This window comes from Kiritimatiellia bacterium (genome assembly GCA_028715905.1).
GTDB lineage: Bacteria > Verrucomicrobiota > Kiritimatiellia > JAAZAB01 > JAAZAB01 > JAQUQV01.
Genome location: JAQUQV010000021.1, coordinates 12,122 through 30,236, shown reverse-complemented (window position 1 = coordinate 30,236; position 18,115 = coordinate 12,122). Strand labels below are relative to the sequence as shown.

Genomic DNA, 18,115 nt, shown 5'->3' with positions numbered 1-18,115 from the left:
TATGCTTTGTCCGGCCGCTGGCGCGCCATTGGCGGCGATAAGCCTCCCGGAGAACATCTGGTCGGCGATGATTTTTTCGGCGTCGGCGTGGCCGGTGGCGAAGACTCTGCCTGCGATGATATTATTGTCGCGCGCCTGAGAGAGCTCGGTTTGCGCCGCGTACGGGTTGATTTTGCGGCCGCCAGCCGCAGTACATTTCAGGAACGGCTGTTGAGGAGACTGATTGACGAAAAGTTCAAAATCTGCCTCCACCTGGTGCAATCCCGTTCCGAGGCCGAGTCCCTGCCGGGCAACGCCCAGGCCGGCCGGGACTGGCGGCTGTTTGTGGCCGAAACTCTGGCCGCCTACGGCCATGAGGTTGATCTTGTTGAAATCGGTTCAACCTGTAACCGGCGCAAATGGTCCGGTTATACCCTGCCGGGGTATCTGCACGCCTGGCGGATTGCCTGCGAGGCGGCGTCCGCCCATAATTGCGCGCTGGCCGCCCCCAATGTAACCGATTTTGAGCCGGTTTACAATATTGCCTTGTTGAGCCGGATGAAACAGCTCGGGTTGCTGCCCGCCGTTCATACCGACAATCTTTTTGTGGAGCGCGCCTCGGAACCGGAGTCCTACGACCATAAAATCGCCGGCCGGATTTTTGCCGGTGTTTTCCGTTTCAACCTGGTTCGCAAGGCAATGACGCTCAAAGATATTGCCTTGTCTTTCGCTGTGCCGAAAACCATTTGTCCGCATGTTTCCTGGAGTTTGCGGAGAATCGCGCGTTTTCTGGGAGAAACCGAAGAAAAACAGGCTGATTATCTGGCGCGTTATTGCTGTCTGGCCGCCGCGAGCGGCGCCCTTGAAAATGTTTACTGGGGGCCGTTGATCGGCCAGCGCGAGGGGTTGATTGACGACGGCACCGCGGAATTTCCGGAAATACCGCATGTAACCTTTTACGGCGAGGCGCGCGGCAATCCAGCCGGTTATCGTGTCCGGCCCGCATATTTCGCCTTTAAGGCCGTGAACCGGTTATTGTCCGGAACGGCTTACAGCCGCAAAATCCCCTCGGAATACGGCCTTGAAATCCATGAATTCCGCGCGAAAAGCGGCCTGCTCCATGTTGCCTGGACGATGAACGGACGTTGCGCCCTGACCGGAGACTGTTATGCAAAAGAGGCGCTGAAACGCGCGCGCTTTTACTCGCGCGCCGGCGTTCCGCTGGACGAGCCGCCCGCCATGATTTCCGAAAGCCCGGTTTATATTTTCTGGCCCGGTCCGGGATTTTCCGAAAATCGCGCGCCCGCGCCGGCAATGACGGGCAAGCCGCGCGTCCTGCAACACATCCGTTTCGCGAACACGGCCGGAAGGAAATATGATTTTATCGCGCGCGATAATCTGGAAGGCGTCTGCCGGCATGATTATGCCGGCAAAATATTGGATATAATTGCGCCGCCAACGGCGGACGCGAAGGCAAAAATTCTCCGCGACGCCCGCAACCGGGTCTGGCGCGCCCTGCCCGGCGGGGATACAAATGAAAACGTAATCGTCAAACAATTCAGGCCGTTGCCGCTGATCAGGCGTTTTTTGTCCGGGCATAAGGGCGACAAGGCCCTGCGCAGCTGGAACGGAGCCCAGGAGCTTTTACGGCGCGGCATCGCCACGCCGGGGCCGATCGCGTTTTTTCATGGTTCAAAAGCGCCCCTTGCGCGCGCAGGCTGGTACGTGTGCGAGGATTTTGCGGAAAGTTTTTCCGTCCGGAAAGCTTTTACCGCTTTCAGCGAAACTTACCATGCACGGGGGAACAATGGCGCCGAATTTGAGGGACTGCAGGACGGCGAGTTTTACGATCAGCTGGCGCTTTTCCTGAGAACAATCCATGACCGGGGCGTTTATTTCCGGGACCTTTCCGCCGGGAATCTTCTCTTCAGAATACAACCCGGCCGGGACATTGCGTTCGCGCTGATTGACACCGCCCGCGCCGTCTTTTGCTATAAAAGCATCGGCTTGCGGGCAAGGCTTTGCGACCTGATGCGGATGTGCCACCCCTTGTGCTGGAAAGGCAGGAGAATGTTTCTTGCCAGATACATGGCATCCTTCGGCCGGGATTACCGCTTTTGGATGAACATTCCCTTTTATTATTATGATTTGAAGCATTTCGTGAAAGGCATGTTGCGAAAAAAAATCATAAAAAAACAACCGGGGCGGGAGTAACCAAAACATGAGCGAAGCAAAAATCTTCAAGTATTTTGTCCGTGTTCCTTATGCCCACACCGACCAGATGCGGTTTGTCTATTACGCGAATTATCTTGTGTATTTTGAAATGGCGCGCGCCGCAATGCTGAGAGAAACGGGCCTGCCTTACGGCGAGCTGGAAAAACAGGGGGTTTTCCTGCCGGTGGTGGAAGCGCACTGCGCATACAAGACGCCGGCGCACTACGACGATGAGTTAAAAATCGTTTCGCGCTGCGAAATCAAGGGCGTTCGGTTGCGCGTTGAATATGAGGTCTTCCGCGGGAACGACCTGATCGTTACCGGTTACACGGTCCACGCCTGCGTTTCCGCGGACCTCAAAATCATCCGTCCGCCGGTCTTTCTGCAGAAGCTGGTTGCTGCGCCGCCGCCATGAGCCGCTTCATCCCGCCGGCGCCCAGGATGGCGTCCGTGGTCTTGAAATGGCATTTGGCCGTCTGCCGGAGAACGTCCGGGCCGTTCTTATCCACAAGCTGTTTGGCCGCTTCCAGCGTCTGCGCCGAGGCGCCTTTCGGAAAACGCTGATGGTATTGCTCCTGCATTTTGCGGAGCCCCAGCAAAAAGGCCTCGCGCGCCAGGATGGAGGCGGCCGCCACGGCCACGTCGGACTCGGCCTTATGGCGCTGCTGCAGGACGATTTTTCGGCCCTTGGCCATTAAGGCTTTTTCAATGAGATGTTTATGGCCGAATTGATCAGAAATGGCGCGCGGGCATTCCGGAACATTGGCCAGTATGTTTTCAATCGCGCGGGCGTGCCCCCACGCCAGCACCAGATTGACGTTTTTCATCTTTCCGTAAAGCCGGTTGTAGGCCTGCGCGCCGATAACAACGATGCTGAAGCGTTTCCCGAGCATTTTGCGGATTTGGCCGGCCAGCTCAACAATGCGCTTGTCGCTGGATACGTTCTTGCTGTCTTTGACTCCGCGCGCCAGCATGCTTTTCGCGAGCGTTTTGTCCACATAGGCGGCCGCGATAACGAGCGGTCCGAAATAATCGCCCTTGCCGCTTTCATCCACGCCGATATGCGCTTCAAACTGCTCGGGTTTCAGCTCTTCTTCGTAACCCGTCCCGGCCTGGCCGAGCACCTTCGGTTCCAGAATGAACTGGACAAAATCCTTCGCCCCCTTTCCCTGCACGAGGCATTTGCCGCTCTGGTAAATGGCCACCTTGTATTCGTCCGTTTCCGCCGCGGCAATGGTGTAGGGGATTTGAATCGGCCGGTAATTTCCCTTTGTCAGGAGATCGCTCATGATAATCTGCTGCGCCTCGGTGAGTTTGAAGGTGAAGGAGGTTTTTTCAAGCGGGCCGGCCGGCGCCTCCGGGCGCCGGGGGTAAACAGGTCTGACATAGTGCGGTTTGAACATTTTAAATTGTTCCGTTAAAACACATTTTTGACCTTTTCAGTTATGCGCGACCGCAATGGCTTTTGCAAGCGCCGGTCCGGCTGCCGGTCTCCGGCAATCGTTTGGCGCGGGAAATGATGTGAATTGATAGGCAATTTTCAAGCGCGTGTCAATGAAACAAAATAATTCCGCAATTCACCGGAAAGGAAGCGCTTTATCCAGGGAATCAACGCCGGCAAAGAGCATGGCCAGGCGGTCAAAACCGAGCGCGACCCCGGCCGAGGGGGGCAGGCCTTTTTCCAGCGCGGCCATAAATTCAGCGTCAACCTCATAAACCTCTTTGCCGAAGACACGGCGTTTCTGGGCGCATTCCTCAAACCTTGCGCGCTGTTCGGCCGCGTCGGTTAATTCGGTAAAGGCATTGGCGATCTCTATGCCGGCCAGGTACAATTCCCAGCGCTCGGCCAGGCGCCGGTCGTCCGGTTTCAGCCGGGCCAGGGCGGCGGCCGGGGCGGGGTAATCCAGCAGGACAACCGGCCGGTCCGCCGGCAGATTAGGCTCAACGCGGTTGACCAGGTCGTCGTCAAACCGGACTTCGTCAAAATCAGCGGCCGGATTCCATCCGGCGAATTTTTCAAAGAGTTTTTCAACGGAAAACGACTGCCATTCTTGTCCGATATTCAGGGGTTTGCCGTTGACGGTAAAAACCAGCCGGCCGAGGCATTTTTCCGCCAGATGCTTTACGAGTTCCCGGGTCTCCGTTAAAATATCCAGGTAACCGGCGTTTACCCGGTACCATTCCAGCATGGTAAATTCCGGGTTGTGCAGCCGCCCCCGTTCTCCGGCACGGAAACATTTGCCGACCTGAAAAATCCGTTCGTAGCCGGCGCCCAGGAGACGTTTCATGTGCAGTTCGGGGGAAGTGCGCAGATATCCCTCGCCGGCGGGGCAGGCGTCAATGTGGAGTTCCAAGGCCGGGGTTCTGACCAGCACGGGGGTTTCCACTTCAAGATACCCCCCCTCGCGAAAGAATTCGCGTGTTGCGGATAACATCTTGGCGCGCAGTTCAAGAACTGATTTAAACCCGCCGAGACGTGTTTTTTCATCTTGAAACATATGAAAGTTACGGTGACGATAACCGGGCGCAGTTTATAAAGTGCGCCCAAGGCCTGAAGGTCATGCAGATCAAAAATATTGAACAGCGCGGAATTACAATTGCATCCGGCCGGTAATTCCCGGCAAAACGGACTATAGCACCTTGGTAGCGCGGACGCGGTCGGCATAACCGCCGGTGCGGGTGTCAATTTTGACGATGTCGCCCTGGTTGATGAAGAGCGGCACCTGCAGTTCGTATCCGCCCTCAATTTTGGCCTGTTTCTGAACGTTGGTGGCCGTATTGCCGCGGAAGCCGGGTTCGGTTTCCTTGATTTCCTTTTCAACGAAGGTCGGCAGTTCCACGTCTATGGGGCGTCCGTTATGAATCAGGATTTCCGCTTCAATATCCTCTGTCAAAAAGAAACGCGAGTCGCCGAGCACTTCGGCCGCAACGCCGACCTGCTCAAAATTTTTATCAACAAAAATGTAATTTTCGCCGTCCTGGTATGAAAACCGCACGGCGCGCTCTTCCAGTTTGGGCTCGTCCAGCTTGTCGTTGGTCCGATAACTTCTGGAAAGAGTGCTGCCGTTAAGCAGGTTTTTCATTTTGCAGTTGTAAATCGCCGCGCCTTTCCCCGGTTTGACAAAATTAAAATCGGTGATGATATAAGGTACGCCGTCAATTTCCACCCGCAGTCCCTTGCGCAAATCGGATGCCGAATACATATTCTCTTTTTCTCCTCCCCGTGGTTGTTCCAGATGCGGCGTTTTTTTTAATATAACGCGCGGTTTTTGGCAAGCCTGTTTTTTTCCCGCGCCCGCGGAATACTGGCGGAGAGGGCGGGATTTGAACCCGCGGTGCCCTTTTGGGGCACATACGATTTCCAGTCGTACACCTTCGGCCGCTCGGTCACCTCTCCGTTTTTTTGCTCTTCTCCGGAAAAATCAGTCCCCGAAGATTCGGCAAACAAATAATTTACCTTTTTAAAGCCGCGGAATCAATTTTTTAATTCTTGCCTCTTTTTTTTTCGGGACAATTGTTTTCACCCTTCTTCGCCAAGATGCCCTGTGGCTCGCGACCTTCATAGCCCCTTGGGCGAAGTAATATGCGTGGCGTTCCTGAAGCGCGCGCCGGCCGGTTTGGAACACGGCGCAGGCTTTGTCCGGCGCCGCGGCCATGCCTGGCCGCGCAAGAATATAGCGGCCGAACTCCTTCCAAGGTTATCCGGCGGGTCAATACTTGAAAGTGCTGGACCCGATGTATTCGCGCAGAATGGACGTGGGCGGAACCGCGTTTTTGACCACGCCGAGGAAGTTTGAGAGAAATTCCTGCAGCCGCCTGGCTTCGGCGTATTCGGGATCGGCCGGCTTGATTTGCATCAGGAGCGGTTCAACCAGCGGTTTGAGGACGGCCAGTTCGTAATCCAGGGCGGAATTGAAAAAGACATCGGCCTGGCCCTGGAACGGGAAAATCCATCGTTTTTCACCGCGCCGCACCACCGGCCACATTTTCAGGGTGGTCAGGGGCGGATTACCGCGAAAGATATGGTCGCGGATCATGCGGCGCATCAGGCGGTTGTCGGTTGTTGATATCCGGTTGTGGCAGTCAATGTTGAGCTGGGTCATGGCGCTGATGTAAATTTTAAATTGCCGCCGCCGGTCCAGCATGGGTGTAAAGGCCGGGTTCAGGCCGTGAATGCCCTCAACGATGACGATCTGATCCCGTTCAATTTTCAGTTTCCGGCCCGTCATGATCCTTTTTTTGCGGCCGAAATCAAAACGGGTAAGCTCAATTTCCCCGCCGTGGATCAGGCGGACAAGGTGCCGGTTGAAAAGGGCGACATCCAGGGCCTTGATATGCTCGTAATCTGGCTTGCCGCTTTTGTCGCGGGGCGTCTTTTCATTGTCCACGTAATAATTGTCCAGTGAAAGCGTGATCGGCCGCATGCCGTTCACTTCCATCTGGATCGCCAGCCGTTTTGAAAAAGTCGTTTTGCCGGCGGCGGACGGCCCCGAGATGAACACCAACCTGACCTGTCCCCGGCGCGCCTGGATGGCGTCGGCAATCCGCGCTATTTTTTTTTCATGGAACGCTTCGGAAATTCTGATGAAATTGACGATTTCGCCGGCGGCAATAAGTTCGTTCAACCGGCCGACATTGCTGACGCCGAGAATGCGGCCCCATTCCTTGTGTTCGTGAAAAATATTGAACAAGTGCGGCTGCGCGCGGAATCCGGCCGCGCGCCGCGGATTTCGCGGATCGGGAAACTGCAGCACGAGTCCCGGCGGATAATTGATCAAACGGAAACATTTCAGGTCTTCGGCGCGGGAAGCCAGGGGGCCGTGGGCCAGATCAAAGAAACCATCGCACCAGTGAACGGTTATCTTGGGCGGGTTGCGGAAACGCAGGAGATCGGCTTTTTCTTTCAGGCCGGCGCGTTCCAGCAGTTTGATCGCGTCCGCGAATGAAAGGTTGCGTCTTTCAATAGCCGGGTTTGCGGCCGCGGTCTGCCGCATTTTTTTTTCAATTTGACGGAAAAGCGCCGCCCGGCCGCCTTTTTTTGCGTTTTCAACGGTGTAAAAAACTCCGGTGCTGAGCGAATGTTCAATGCAGAGCCGGACACCGGGAAAGTATTGGCAGACGGTTTTGGCCAGCAGAAAGGAAAGCGAATTGCGGTAAATGCGCATTCCCAGCGGGTCGGCCGCCGTCAGGAAACGCACCCGGCAGTTGACTTTCAGAGGATAAGAAAGCGAAACTGTGTAATGGTTGACCAGCGCGCCGATGAAAGGAAAACCGCGCTTGTCAAGCGGGGTTCTCAAAAGGGCGGAAACCGGCGTGTTAACCGGGTAATTTTGCGCGGCGCCACCTTCAACGGAAACCTGAATCTGGTTCATAAATTACGCATCGCGTGAAAAGCGGGGCGCATCCCGCCGGACGGCCGGAGCAATGCTCCGCTGGGAACAAAGCCCCGCTGTCCAGAACAATCGCGTTTCGCGTTTACGCCTTGCGCCCGCCGATGCCCCTGGTCTGCTTCGTGATGGCGTGCGCTTTTTCCCTTGGACGCAACGCGCGGACCGCTTTCCCGGCGTGCCACATCTCGGAATTGCCGAGGGCGTTTAATTCCTTGGCCAGCTGTTTCTGATAGTCCGGCCGTCCGCACGAAGCGATCACGCGTTTGGTTTCAAAGCCGCTCTTGACCTTCCGGTACAGCTCGTTGAAGACCGGCATGACCGCCGCCTTGAATCTCGGTTTCCAGTCCAGCGCGCCGCGCTGGGCCGTGGCGGAACAGTTGGAAAACATCCAGTCCATGCCGTTTTCGTCAACAAGCCGGATAAGACTCTGGGTCAGTTCTTCAACCGTCTCGTTGAAAGCTTCACTGGGCGAATGGCCGTTTTTGCGCAAAACATCATATTGCGCCTCCATGATTCCGGCCAGCGCGCCCATGAGCACGCCGCGCTCGCCGGTCAGGTCGCTGTAGACTTCCCCCTCAAAGGTGGTCGGAAAAAGATAACCTGAGCCGATGCCGACGCCGATTGCCAGGCAACGCTGTTTGGCGCGGCCGGTGGCGTTTTGGAACACGGCATAACTGGAGTTGATTCCCGCCCCTGAAAGGAAATTGCGCCGGACGGAAGTGCCGGAACCCTTGGGAGCCACCATGATCACGTCCACGTCTTTCGGCGGCACGATTCCCGTCTGGTCGCGGTAGACTATTGAAAACCCGTGCGAAAAATAGAGGGCGTCGCCTTTCTTCAGGTTGCGCTTGACGACCGGCCAGATTTGTTTCTGGGCCGCGTCGGAAACAAGGATTTGGATAATTGTGCCGCGGCGGACGGCCTCGTCAATTTCAAACAGCGTTTTCCCGGGGACCCAGCTGTCCTTCCGGGCGCGGTCCCAGTCGCGCTTGAACTGTTTGGACTGGCCGATGATTACCTTGAAGCCGTTGTCCTTCAGGTTGAGCGCCTGGGCCGGCCCCTGGACGCCGTAACCGATAATGACGATGGTTTCGTTGCGCAGGATTTTCTTGGCTTTGGCCATGGGAAATTCCTTGCGGGTGACAATTTTTTCTTTCGTTCCGCCAAAATCAATCAAGGGCATCTTTTTTTCCTCCGGAATTTATTACCTGATTTCGCTTGAGCGTTTAACCTGGTTATATAAATTATTTCAACGCCCGCCGGAGTCAAGCAAAAAACACCGGAACCCCGGGCCTAATTTGGCGTTGACAACCGGGAAAGGCCCGCATAATAATTAAATATTTAACGAATAGTGTCTTAAAAAGAAAAAAGGGGGATTGTTTATGCAGAAAAACGCATTCATAACGGGGCTGGCGGTTTCGGCGGCGGCCTGTTTTATCGGCGCATCCGGCGGGTCTGTTTTTGCGGCGGACAAGACCGGCGGCAACTTGCGTTACAGCATCAGTGTTTCCAAGTTCCAAAACAAGGCCGGCTGGTCCGGACGCTGGGACGTGGGCGACGGTTTCGGCTCAATCATGACCGACGCTCTGCAGGCTTCCGGAAAATTCGTCGTGCTTGGCGAAAAGGATATGCGCAAGGAAGCCATGGATGAACAGGATCTCGCCGCCAGCGGCCGGACCGCCGGCGGAAAAAAGGCTCCCCAAACCGGCCGGATGACCCCGGCCCAGCTGCTGGTCAAGGGTGATATCACCCACGTGCAGGACAGCACCACCGGCGGGGGCGGGGGTGTTTCGCTGTACGGATTCAGGGTCGGCGGGTCCAAGGACCGCGCGGAAATCAATGCCACCATTTATATCATTGATTCCGCCACCGGCCAGGTTAAGGCTTCCACCAAGGTCGTCGGCAAGGCCGGGCGCAAGGGGCTTAATATCGGCTATAGCGGTTCCCATTTCGGCGGCGATTTGGGCGGGTTTATGAAGGATAACGTTGGCAAAGCCTGCGAGGACGCCGTGGCCCAGGCCGTTGAATTTCTTGAAAAACAACTTGAAAAAATTCCCTGGGAAGGCACGGTTCTCAAGACCGGCGATAAAATCCTGATCAACCGCGGCAGCCGCGAAGGGGTGGAGGAGGGGATCGTGTTCGCGGTCGGCGAAACGGAAACGATCACCGATGATGACACCGGTGAAGTGCTGGATACGGAAATCAAAGAGGTTGGTAAAATCAAGGCCGTGAAGGTCAAGGAAAAAATCACCTATTGCGAGGCCCTGGAAGGCGGCGGTAAAATCAAGGCCGCCATGTCCGTCCAGCCGGAAAAATAACGGTGGAAACAAAATCTCAGATGTGCGGGACATCTATTTTTAACATGCGGCGTTTTTTTTGCGGCGGCGTTGTTTTCCGGCTCAAATTATGCGTTTTTTTGGCGGCTGTTTTGACGGCGGCGGCGCGGCCGGCAGAGTCTTTCGCCGCACTCGGCGATAATGAGCTCAAGATATCCCGCGCTTACGGCGAGCCCGCGGCCGAACAAAAATTGTCGCCGTCCCTGACGGAAAGACGTTATCGCGCCGAAGGTCTGGAGATTGCCGTTGTTTTTTTAAACGGCACCAGCCAGTGTGAGATTTTCAAAAAAAGCGGCGGTTCGCCCCTGACCGACGGCCAGATCGGGAAGATACTGGAGGCCAACGGCAACCGCCTCGTCTGGACGCCGGATGCGCCGCCGGATAAGAATCCGCGCGCTTGGGTGATCGCCGGCCCGAAGCCGGCCGCCCCGGAATTATCAAGGGAGCCGGCGGTTCTCGCCGTTTCGGCCCGTCCGGACGCCGCCGGGGGCGGACAACTTATTGCGGTTGACATGCTTGAGACGCCCGGTGATGCCGTCCCGGCCCCGGCCGCTCCTTCCGTCCTGCGCCGGGCGGTCTATTTTCAGGGAACAACCAATGCCAGTCTTAAAATCTTCACGGCGGCCTACGAGGCCGTTGCCGGGCGCGAGCTTCCGCACCAGAAACAAAAGCCGGCTCAGGATCGGTAAAAGCCGCGTTGTCCGCGGCTTGGGCAATGCCGCCGGCGGGCAATGCCCGCTTGAGCGAAAACGAATATTACACGATTTTTGTGCAATATTAGGGTTATAACATCCGCCGGCGTTTGTCTTGCGCGGAGCATGCTTTTGCGCATGAAGGCATGGTTTTTTCAATATTAACCGTAAACCGTCACAGGTTTTGGATGGCAGTTCTGCCGTCTCAAATGAAAATCCGGTTCATTTATTTGATTTTTCTGGTTTTCCCGGTTCTTTCCGTTGCGCCTGTTTTGGGCGCCGGCGAAATAGATTTCGGGCCTTTCTTTCAAAAGGACACGGACGTTTTCGGCCATGAACGCCGGCGCGCTCTGGGGCCGTTGTTTGAATCCCGGCGGACCGGGGAAGGCGACCGGCTTCTGGCCTTTCGTCCGTTCTACACTTATGCCTTTAATGCGGCCAATAATTTATACCGGCGCCAGATCATATATCCGGTCTGGATGGAAAAAGGAAATGCTGACGAACTGGATTGTCATTTCATGCTCCTCTGTACTTATCACGACTTTGACGTCAACAATCCCCTTTCAAAATACCGGTTATGGCTTGTTCCCCTTTATTTTCAGGGGCGGGATATAAAAGGCGCGCCGTATCTGGCGGTTTTTCCGCTGGCCGGAAGCATCCGTGAATTCATAGTATTTGACGAATTTCGTTTCGCGCTTTTCCCCTTTGCCTTCGGCACCCGCGTAAACGAGGTCAAGACGACGGCCGTTGTCTGGCCCATCCTGTCCAGGACAACCGGGGGGGGGAACGACCGCTTGAGCGTGTTTCCGTTTTATGGCTATTCAAATCTGCGCGCAGAATCGGCAAAACAGTATTTTCTCTGGCCGATCTGGACTTATGCCCATTACGACCAACCGCAGTCGCCCGGTTACGCCTATATTGTCTTTCCGTTTTACGGCCGGGTTAAGCTGGAAAACCAGAGTTCGCTCATGCTGGTTCCGCCCCTTTTTCGTTTCGCGCGCGGCGCCGGGCAGAGCCTGACTTATTGTCCCTGGCCGTTCATCCAGCACAGCGCCGGCAAGGAAAACCGGTTTTATATATGGCCGCTGATCGGCCATAAACACAGGGACACGAGCGCCTATTCGTTTTTTCTCTGGCCGCTGGGGACGCGTTACGAACAAAAGGCCCCCTTTTACGAGCGCACCCGCACCATGTTTGTTCCTTTTTTCTACGCCGTCTCAATCCGCGGTTCTTTTGACAAGCCCGAACGGTCCATGGATCAGCCGCTCCGGACGATTAAAATCTGGCCGCTGTTTTCTTTCGTCAACGACGCGGGGGCCAGGCGTTTTGCCATGTTAAGCCTTTTCCCTTACCGGGATTATGACGCCATTGAGCGCAATTATTCCCCCTTGTGGACGGTTTTCACGCACTCATCCTGCGCGGGCCGGCGCGAAGATGAATTGTTATGGGGATTAATGCGGCTGCGCCAGTCGCGGACCGAAGAGCGTTTTTCGCTCTTTCCCTTGATTTCCGTGGAACGGGAGAAGAAAACCGGCGAATTTACCTGGTCGTTCCTGAAGGGATTGATTGCGCGCGAGAAAGCTGGCGCAAAACGGCGGTTTCGTCTATTATATTTCATCAGGTTATAAAACAGACATGATTACCCGCGAACCTGAATTTTTTGCGCCGGCCCTGAACGCGCGCGGCCGTCTCGGCCGCGTTATTCTCGTCAGTTGCCGCAACGCCGGCCGGTCTCTGCTCATTCTTTGGGAGGCCCTCTTGGATTTGCGGTTTGCGTTCAGCCGGCGTTCGCGGCCCTTTGTGCTGCAACAGCTGTATATCACCGGCATCAAGAGCCTGGGCGTGATCACCGTGGTCGGCATGTTCACCGGCATGATCCTGGCTCTGCAGACCGGGCTGGAACTGCGCAAGTTCGGCCAGGAAGTCAATATCGGCGCGGCCGTCATGATCACTATGCTCCGCGAAATGGGGCCTTTCATGACCGCCATGATTCTGGCGGCCAGCGTCGGGGCGTCTTTTGCCGCCGAGTTGGGGACCATGGTCGTTTCGGAAGAAATCGCCGCGCTGGAGGTCATGTCCATCTCGCCGGTCCGCTTCCTGGTCATGCCGCGCCTGGCGGCGATGATGGTCATGACCCCGCTCCTGACCTTTTATGCGTGCATGATCGGCGTGATGGGCGGCGCCATCGTGGGCAGCACGCAACTGGGGGTGGCCTTCAACGCCTACATGGATAACGCCGTGCGCTGGGCCGAAAACAAGGATTTATACATCGGCCTTTTAAAGGCTTTTGTTTTCGGCATTATGATCACCATTATTTCGTGCCATCAGGGGTTTTCCACCACCGAGGGCGCGGTCGGCGTCGGCCGCGCCACGCGGCGCAGTGTGATTATTTCTTTTCTCTCGCTGCTGATTGTCGGCTACATTATCACGAGGTTGTTTTACGAATGATCAGGTTTGAAAGCGTAACCAAGTATTTTGGCGATAAAAAAGTGCTGGAACGCGTGAATTTCACGGTTGCGGCCGGGGAAACTTTTGTGATCGTCGGTTTTTCCGGGGCCGGGAAAAGCGTCGCCTTGAAACATATGATCCGTTTGCTGACGCCCGATTACGGCAAGGTTTTTGTGGGCGGGCAAATAATCAGCCGGGCGGCGGGGCGCGAACTGCAGAAATTAAGGGAGCGGTTCGGCGTGCTTTTCCAGGGCGCCGCGCTGCTGGAATGGATGAGCGTGGGCGATAACATCGCCCTGCCGCTGCGCGAAAAGACGAATATGGGCGAGACGGAAATAAGACGGCGGGTCAACGAGCGCCTGGAACAGGTGAATCTTGAACACGCGTATAATTTGTTCCCCTCGGAATTATCGGGAGGAATGCGCAAGAGGGTGGGGCTCGCCCGGTCGCTGGTGATGAATCCGGACATTATTCTTTATGACGAACCCACTTCCGGCCTGGACCCCGTAACTTCCCGCTCCATTGACCAGCTCATTGACCGGATGCGGGTTGAATTAAAAGTTACCAACGTGGTTGTTACCCACGACCTCTTCAGCGCCCTGGCGATCGGCTCGCGGATCGCCATGCTTTATAACGGCCGTATCCTTGAAATTTCATCGCCCGCGGAATTTATCCGCTCGCGAAATGAGATTGTCAGAAGCTTTCTTGAATCGCAATATATCACCAAACGCGGAAAATGGGAGGCGCATATCAATGAAAAGCAGGAAAATTAGGGAGTTATCAATGGAAGTGATAGTCGGCACGTTCATGTTTGCCGTGCTGCTGGGCTTGTGCGTGTTCACCATCGTGCTCAGCCGGGAGAATTTTCTGCAGAAAACTTACCTCTTTGAGGTCGTTTTTGACGATGTCATGGGATTGCGGGACGGCGACAACGTGGTGGTGCGCGGCATGGACGTCGGCAAGATCAAGCGGCTTGTTCTGAAGGAGGACGGCGTTCACGTCATCGCCGCGCTTTTGCAGCCCGTTGCTTTGAAGTCGGATTATCAAATTGAGGTGATCGCCACTTCCGTCCTCGGCGGCCGTTATCTGCAGATTTCTGAAGGCAGCGCCGATGCCGCCCCTCTGGCAGAGGGGGCCGTGGTTTGCGGCCGGAAGCCGCACGACCTGATCGCGCTGGTGTCGGATGTTGCCGCCGACCTGAAGGATATTACCGCCAAAATCGCGCGGGGGGAAGGGTCCCTCGGAAAATTCATATATGACGACGCTTTATATGATGACACCCGCGCCATTGTCGGGGAAATAAAGACGGCCATAAGGGAACGTAATCTGCTGGCGAATCTTGAGGACGGCGTCGCCAACCTGAACCAGATAACGGAGAAAATCAACAGCGGCGAGGGTACGCTCGGACTGCTGGTTAACGATGACGCCATTTATGTGGAAGCCAAAAAATTGATCACGGACACGCGCATGACGGTGGATGACCTGCGGGAAACCTCGCCGATCGTAACCTTCTCCAGCATTTATTTCGGGGCGTTCTGATAAACCAGAATCCTCATGCATTCAGGCTGTAATTCGGGGCTTCCTTGATGATTTTGACGTCGTGCGGATGCCCCTCGCGTCCGCCGGCCGGCGAGATCAGCGTGAAGGAGCCGTTTGACTGGAGAGCGGCGGTTGTGCGCGTCCCGCAATACCCCATGGAGGCCCGCAAGCCGCCTGCGTATTGCACGAGCACTTTGGCCACGTTGCCGGCATAGGGCACAATGCCTTCAATCCCCTGGGGAATAAGCTCTTCTTCCCGCGCGTCCATTTGTCCGTAGCGCTCGCGGCTGCCGGCGCCGGTTTTCATGGCCGCCAGGCTTCCCATGCCGCGGTAAATCACATATTGGCGTCCCTGGTGGATTATTTTTTCCCCGGGGCTTTCGTCGGTTCCGGCCAGGGCCGATCCCATCATGACCGTGTCCGCTCCGGCCACGATGGCCTTGGCGACGTCGCCGGTATAGCGGATACCGCCGTCGGCGACGATGGGGATGGCCGATTTCAGCGCCTGGGCGCATTGATAAATGGCTGAAATCTGCGGGATGCCTACGCCGGCGATCACGCGCGTGGTGCAGATTGATCCGGGCCCGATGCCGACTTTTACGGCGTCGGCGCCGGCTTTCAACAGCGCTTTTGCCGCCTCGCCGGTGGCGATATTGCCGGCGATGATGTCAAGGCCGGGCATTTTTTTTCTGATCCATGCGCACATTTTGATTACGTTGCGGCTATGGCCGTGGGCCGTGTCAATGACGAGCACATCCGCGTCCTTTTCCGCGAGCGCCTCGGCCCGCTGGTAATCGGCGGGGCCGACGGCCGCGCCGACCCGCAGGCGGTGGCGGTCGTCGCGGTTAAAGAGGGGTTGGGCATTTTCAATCAGCGTGCTGACGTCGGAAAAGCTGTAAAGCCCGACCAGTTTTCCCTTGTCAACCAGGGGAAGCTTGCCGATTTTGTTGCGTTTCATGATTTCATAGGCTTTTTTGAGGGTCGTGCCGGGGCCGGCGCTGATGACTTCTTTGGTCATGATGTCGCTGACCCGCGCGTTTGGATCGTGGGCGAATTTCATGTCGGCGCTGGTCAGGATGCCGGCCAGCATGTCCCGCTCGTCCAGTATGGGAAATCCGAAGAAACCATATCCGTTTTTAATCCGGATTTCTTTTACGTACGCCAGGGTATCGGAGGCGCGGAAAGTGATCGGGTGCAGGATCAGCCCGTTCAAGTAATGTTTTACGATTTCCACCTCCCGGCATTGCCGGCTGATGTCAAGGTTCTTGTGAATGATGCCGATGCCGCCCAGCATGGCCATGGCGATTGCCATTTTGCTTTCAGTCACCGTGTCCATCGCCGCGCTGACGAACGGAATATTAACCTTTATCCTGCGCGTCAGGCGGCTGGTGATGTCGGCGTCTTTCGGAAGAAAATCGGCGTAGCGCGGGAGCAGGGAAACATCGTCAAACGTGATGCTTTGCCTGCCGAGCGACTTAAAGAAAGAGTTAACGGCTCTCGTTTTTGACATGGTTGATTGCCTCATGCTTTGTCCGCATCCAGGGAAGACCTTATTTTCCTGGCCAGTTCCTCAAAGGTAAAAGGTTTCTGCAGAAAAACGGTGTTTTTATCCATGCCGGTTGATTCAACCGCCATGCTGCTGGTATAGCCGGACATAAAAATGGCCTTCAATTCCGGGCGGGTCTCCCGCAGAGTTGCAAGCAGTTCCACGCCGTTCATGTCGGGCATTATAATATCGGACAAAATGATGTCAATATTGCCTTTATGTTTCCGGCAGAGGGCAATCGCCTTTGAAGAAGTCGTGGCCGTCAGCACTTTATACCCGATTTTTGACAAAATCTGGCTGAGCATGCTCGTGATATGGATTTCGTCGTCCACGATGAAAACGGTCTCGGGACCGCCCGGCAGGTTGCTGTCCGCCGCGTTCTGCGGTTCTTCGTATGCTTTCTCGGTTGATTGCGGCAGGTATACCTTGAAGGTTGTTCCGCGGCCGACTTCCGAATAGCAGATGATTTCGCCGCCGAACTGGCGGACAATGCCGAAAACGGAGGAAAGTCCGAGCCCCAGGCCTTTGGCGTTCTTTTTCGTGGTGAAGAAAGGCTCAAAAATCCTTTCCAGCACCGCCGGCGGCATGCCCGTGCCGGTATCGCTGACTTGCAGGAGCACGTAGTTGCCCGGTTTGAGCTCCGGGTGCGTCCGGCAGAAGTTGGCGTCCAGGATCGTATTGCCGGTTTCAATCACGAATTCGCCCCCCGCGGGCATGGCATCCCGCGCGTTGGCGGCGAAGTTGGCGATGATTCGCTCAAGGCGGGAGACATCGGCGTTGGTGTTCCACAGTTGCTGGTCCAGGCGCGCGGCGATGGTGATGTTCGGGCCGAGGAGCTGTATGAGCATTTTCTGCATGTTTTGAATAACGGCGTTCAAGTTGATAATCTTTAAATCCGGTTTCTTTTCAGAGCTGAAATCAAAGAGCTGGCGGGTCAGCGCCGTTCCGCGCTCAACGGTCCGCATGATTTCAGTGAGAGAAATGCGTTCGTTCTGGCCGAGGGTTTCCGACTGCAGTACCAGTGAAACATAGCCGAGCAGGGTGGTCAGGATATTGTTGAAATCATGCGCGATGCCGCCGACCATGCGCCCCAGCGTTTCAATCCGGTTCGTCCGCTGGCGGCGCGCCTCCGCTTTTTTAAGGAGTTCCGCTTGCCGGCATTGTTCCGTAATGTCCTTTATGATGACAATGCAACCCGAGTTTTTGTCGTTGCCGCTTATGATGGGATAGGAAAAAAAGCTGTATTTGCCGGGTAATTTTTCAAATTCAATTTCCGCCAGCGCGCAGGGGGCGGCGTACATTTTGGCGCGTAATTCCTGAATCTGGCCGGCGGGATTTTTTGTGCGGAAAATATCAAAAAAAACCGCGCCGACCGGTTCGGCGGCCAGGGGCGTGATTTTCTGAAGCGCGGCTTGGTTGGCGCGCAGGATGCAGCCCTGCCGGTTCAGGATCAGCATTTTGTCGCTGATGGAGTTGAAGCACAGTTCCCATTGATTCTGCGAGGCCAGCAGCGCGTTTTCAACCGTGTGATAAACGGAAACATTGCGGACATGCAGGATGACCGCGTCTCTTCCGCCGTAAGCCGTTTTTGCGATGAGCCCGACTTCAACCGGTATTTTGTGTCCGTCCGTAAAAATGCATATTTCGTCAATCTCGGACCATTCGTTCTTCAACAGTTTTGCCAGGTCGTGGTCCCACTGCGTTCTGCTCGCCGGGCAGAGCATGTCTGCGAACTTTTTTCCGATGATTTTTTCCGGGGGCTGGTTGCAGAGCTTGCAGAAACTCGCGTTGGTCTCTATTATTGTTCCTCCGGGGTCCTGCAGGACGATCCCGTCCGGGGATTGCTGGAATATTGTTGCCAGGTATTGCGCATCGGAAGAACGTTTCATGGGTTCGTTCATTATTTGAATGATTTCCGTAAGGTTTAAAAATCCCCGCGCATGGAATTTATCCGGCGCGCCGCGCAACTAT

Annotated in this window: 15 protein-coding genes and 1 tRNA gene; 8 read left to right on the top strand and 8 right to left on the bottom strand. The window is 55.7% G+C overall.

The features are described 5' to 3' along the window. Window positions 1–6: 6 nt before the first annotated feature. Together PHP98_05905 and PHP98_05900 are read left to right on the top strand one after the other, a co-directional pair. Window positions 7–2,193 carry a hypothetical protein gene (locus PHP98_05905; GenBank protein MDD5483168.1) on the top strand — a complete coding sequence of 729 codons (2,187 nt, stop codon included), beginning with the start codon at window positions 7–9 and terminating at the stop codon, window positions 2,191–2,193. Between the two features lie 7 nt (window positions 2,194–2,200). Then, the gene (locus PHP98_05900; GenBank protein MDD5483167.1) at window positions 2,201–2,608 is read left to right on the top strand and encodes a thioesterase family protein; all 408 of its coding nucleotides are present in this window, start codon (window positions 2,201–2,203) and stop codon (window positions 2,606–2,608) included. On the opposite strand, the gene rnhC is transcribed toward PHP98_05900, so the two are convergent. From rnhC to ilvC, 6 genes are all read right to left on the bottom strand, one after another. Then, window positions 2,556–3,596: a ribonuclease HIII gene (gene rnhC / locus PHP98_05895; protein ID MDD5483166.1), complete on the bottom strand. Its 1,041-nt coding sequence runs from the start codon at window positions 3,594–3,596 to the stop codon at window positions 2,556–2,558. The two genes, PHP98_05900 and rnhC, sit on opposite strands and share 53 nt — an antisense overlap. A 174-nt stretch (window positions 3,597–3,770) precedes the next feature. Further along, entirely contained in the window at window positions 3,771–4,691 is a 921-nt protein-coding gene (gene epmA, locus PHP98_05890) for an EF-P lysine aminoacylase EpmA (protein ID MDD5483165.1), read from the bottom strand. Window positions 4,692–4,823: 132 nt separating this feature from the next. After that, window positions 4,824–5,396, bottom strand: a complete 573-nt coding sequence (gene efp / locus PHP98_05885; GenBank protein ID MDD5483164.1) for an elongation factor P — start codon at window positions 5,394–5,396, stop codon at window positions 4,824–4,826. A 103-nt stretch (window positions 5,397–5,499) separates the two neighbouring features. Continuing rightward, window positions 5,500–5,590, bottom strand: a tRNA-Ser gene (locus tag PHP98_05880). A gap of 313 nt (window positions 5,591–5,903) precedes the next feature. Beyond that, a complete protein-coding gene (locus PHP98_05875; protein MDD5483163.1) occupies window positions 5,904–7,565 on the bottom strand; it encodes a nucleoside kinase in 1,662 nt (553 codons plus the stop codon). A gap of 103 nt (window positions 7,566–7,668) precedes the next feature. Further along, complete coding sequence (gene ilvC, locus PHP98_05870) at window positions 7,669–8,766, bottom strand: ketol-acid reductoisomerase (GenBank protein ID MDD5483162.1); 1,098 nt, start codon at window positions 8,764–8,766, stop codon at window positions 7,669–7,671. A 199-nt stretch (window positions 8,767–8,965) separates the two neighbouring features. Here ilvC and PHP98_05865 point away from each other — a divergent pair, with 199 nt between their 5' ends. The 6 genes from PHP98_05865 to PHP98_05840 all read left to right on the top strand — a co-directional run bounded on the left by PHP98_05865 (window position 8,966) and on the right by PHP98_05840 (window position 14,598). Then, window positions 8,966–9,901, top strand: a complete 936-nt coding sequence (locus tag PHP98_05865) for a CsgG/HfaB family protein (protein MDD5483161.1) — start codon at window positions 8,966–8,968, stop codon at window positions 9,899–9,901. 2 nt (window positions 9,902–9,903) lie between these two features. Then, window positions 9,904–10,608, top strand: coding sequence for a hypothetical protein (locus PHP98_05860; GenBank protein MDD5483160.1), 705 nt, complete (start codon window positions 9,904–9,906; stop codon window positions 10,606–10,608). 212 nt (window positions 10,609–10,820) lie between these two features. After that, window positions 10,821–12,239, top strand: a complete 1,419-nt coding sequence (locus PHP98_05855) for a hypothetical protein (protein MDD5483159.1) — start codon at window positions 10,821–10,823, stop codon at window positions 12,237–12,239. A gap of 7 nt (window positions 12,240–12,246) precedes the next feature. Then, a complete protein-coding gene (locus PHP98_05850; protein ID MDD5483158.1) occupies window positions 12,247–13,059 on the top strand; it encodes an ABC transporter permease in 813 nt (270 codons plus the stop codon). Beyond that, window positions 13,056–13,832, top strand: a complete 777-nt coding sequence (locus tag PHP98_05845; protein MDD5483157.1) for an ATP-binding cassette domain-containing protein — start codon at window positions 13,056–13,058, stop codon at window positions 13,830–13,832. The genes PHP98_05850 and PHP98_05845 overlap by 4 nt, the downstream gene beginning before the upstream one ends. A gap of 10 nt (window positions 13,833–13,842) precedes the next feature. Continuing rightward, window positions 13,843–14,598, top strand: a complete 756-nt coding sequence (locus PHP98_05840; protein ID MDD5483156.1) for an MlaD family protein — start codon at window positions 13,843–13,845, stop codon at window positions 14,596–14,598. A gap of 13 nt (window positions 14,599–14,611) precedes the next feature. Here the strand turns inward: PHP98_05840 and guaB are convergent, their stop codons facing one another. Further along, window positions 14,612–16,108 carry an IMP dehydrogenase gene (gene guaB, locus PHP98_05835; GenBank protein ID MDD5483155.1) on the bottom strand — a complete coding sequence of 499 codons (1,497 nt, stop codon included), beginning with the start codon at window positions 16,106–16,108 and terminating at the stop codon, window positions 14,612–14,614. A gap of 11 nt (window positions 16,109–16,119) precedes the next feature. Further along, window positions 16,120–18,045, bottom strand: a complete 1,926-nt coding sequence (locus PHP98_05830) for an ATP-binding protein (GenBank protein ID MDD5483154.1) — start codon at window positions 18,043–18,045, stop codon at window positions 16,120–16,122. Window positions 18,046–18,115 lie beyond the last annotated feature (70 nt).

Excerpts from the sequence above, each read along its gene's own strand:
- rnhC (MDD5483166.1), bottom strand. The coding sequence starts at position 3,596 with ATGTTCAAACCGCACTATGTCAGACCTGTTTACCCCCGGCGCCCGGAG.
- PHP98_05845 (MDD5483157.1), top strand. The coding sequence starts at position 13,056 with ATGATCAGGTTTGAAAGCGTAACCAAGTATTTTGGCGATAAAAAAGTG.
- efp (MDD5483164.1), bottom strand. The coding sequence starts at position 5,396 with ATGTATTCGGCATCCGATTTGCGCAAGGGACTGCGGGTGGAAATTGAC.
- epmA (MDD5483165.1), bottom strand. The coding sequence starts at position 4,691 with ATGTTTCAAGATGAAAAAACACGTCTCGGCGGGTTTAAATCAGTTCTT.
- PHP98_05865 (MDD5483161.1), top strand. The coding sequence starts at position 8,966 with ATGCAGAAAAACGCATTCATAACGGGGCTGGCGGTTTCGGCGGCGGCC.
- PHP98_05840 (MDD5483156.1), top strand. The coding sequence starts at position 13,843 with ATGGAAGTGATAGTCGGCACGTTCATGTTTGCCGTGCTGCTGGGCTTG.
- PHP98_05830 (MDD5483154.1), bottom strand. The coding sequence starts at position 18,045 with ATGAACGAACCCATGAAACGTTCTTCCGATGCGCAATACCTGGCAACA.
- ilvC (MDD5483162.1), bottom strand. The coding sequence starts at position 8,766 with ATGCCCTTGATTGATTTTGGCGGAACGAAAGAAAAAATTGTCACCCGC.
- PHP98_05855 (MDD5483159.1), top strand. The coding sequence starts at position 10,821 with ATGAAAATCCGGTTCATTTATTTGATTTTTCTGGTTTTCCCGGTTCTT.
- PHP98_05850 (MDD5483158.1), top strand. The coding sequence starts at position 12,247 with ATGATTACCCGCGAACCTGAATTTTTTGCGCCGGCCCTGAACGCGCGC.
- guaB (MDD5483155.1), bottom strand. The coding sequence starts at position 16,108 with ATGTCAAAAACGAGAGCCGTTAACTCTTTCTTTAAGTCGCTCGGCAGG.
- PHP98_05875 (MDD5483163.1), bottom strand. The coding sequence starts at position 7,565 with ATGAACCAGATTCAGGTTTCCGTTGAAGGTGGCGCCGCGCAAAATTAC.
- PHP98_05900 (MDD5483167.1), top strand. The coding sequence starts at position 2,201 with ATGAGCGAAGCAAAAATCTTCAAGTATTTTGTCCGTGTTCCTTATGCC.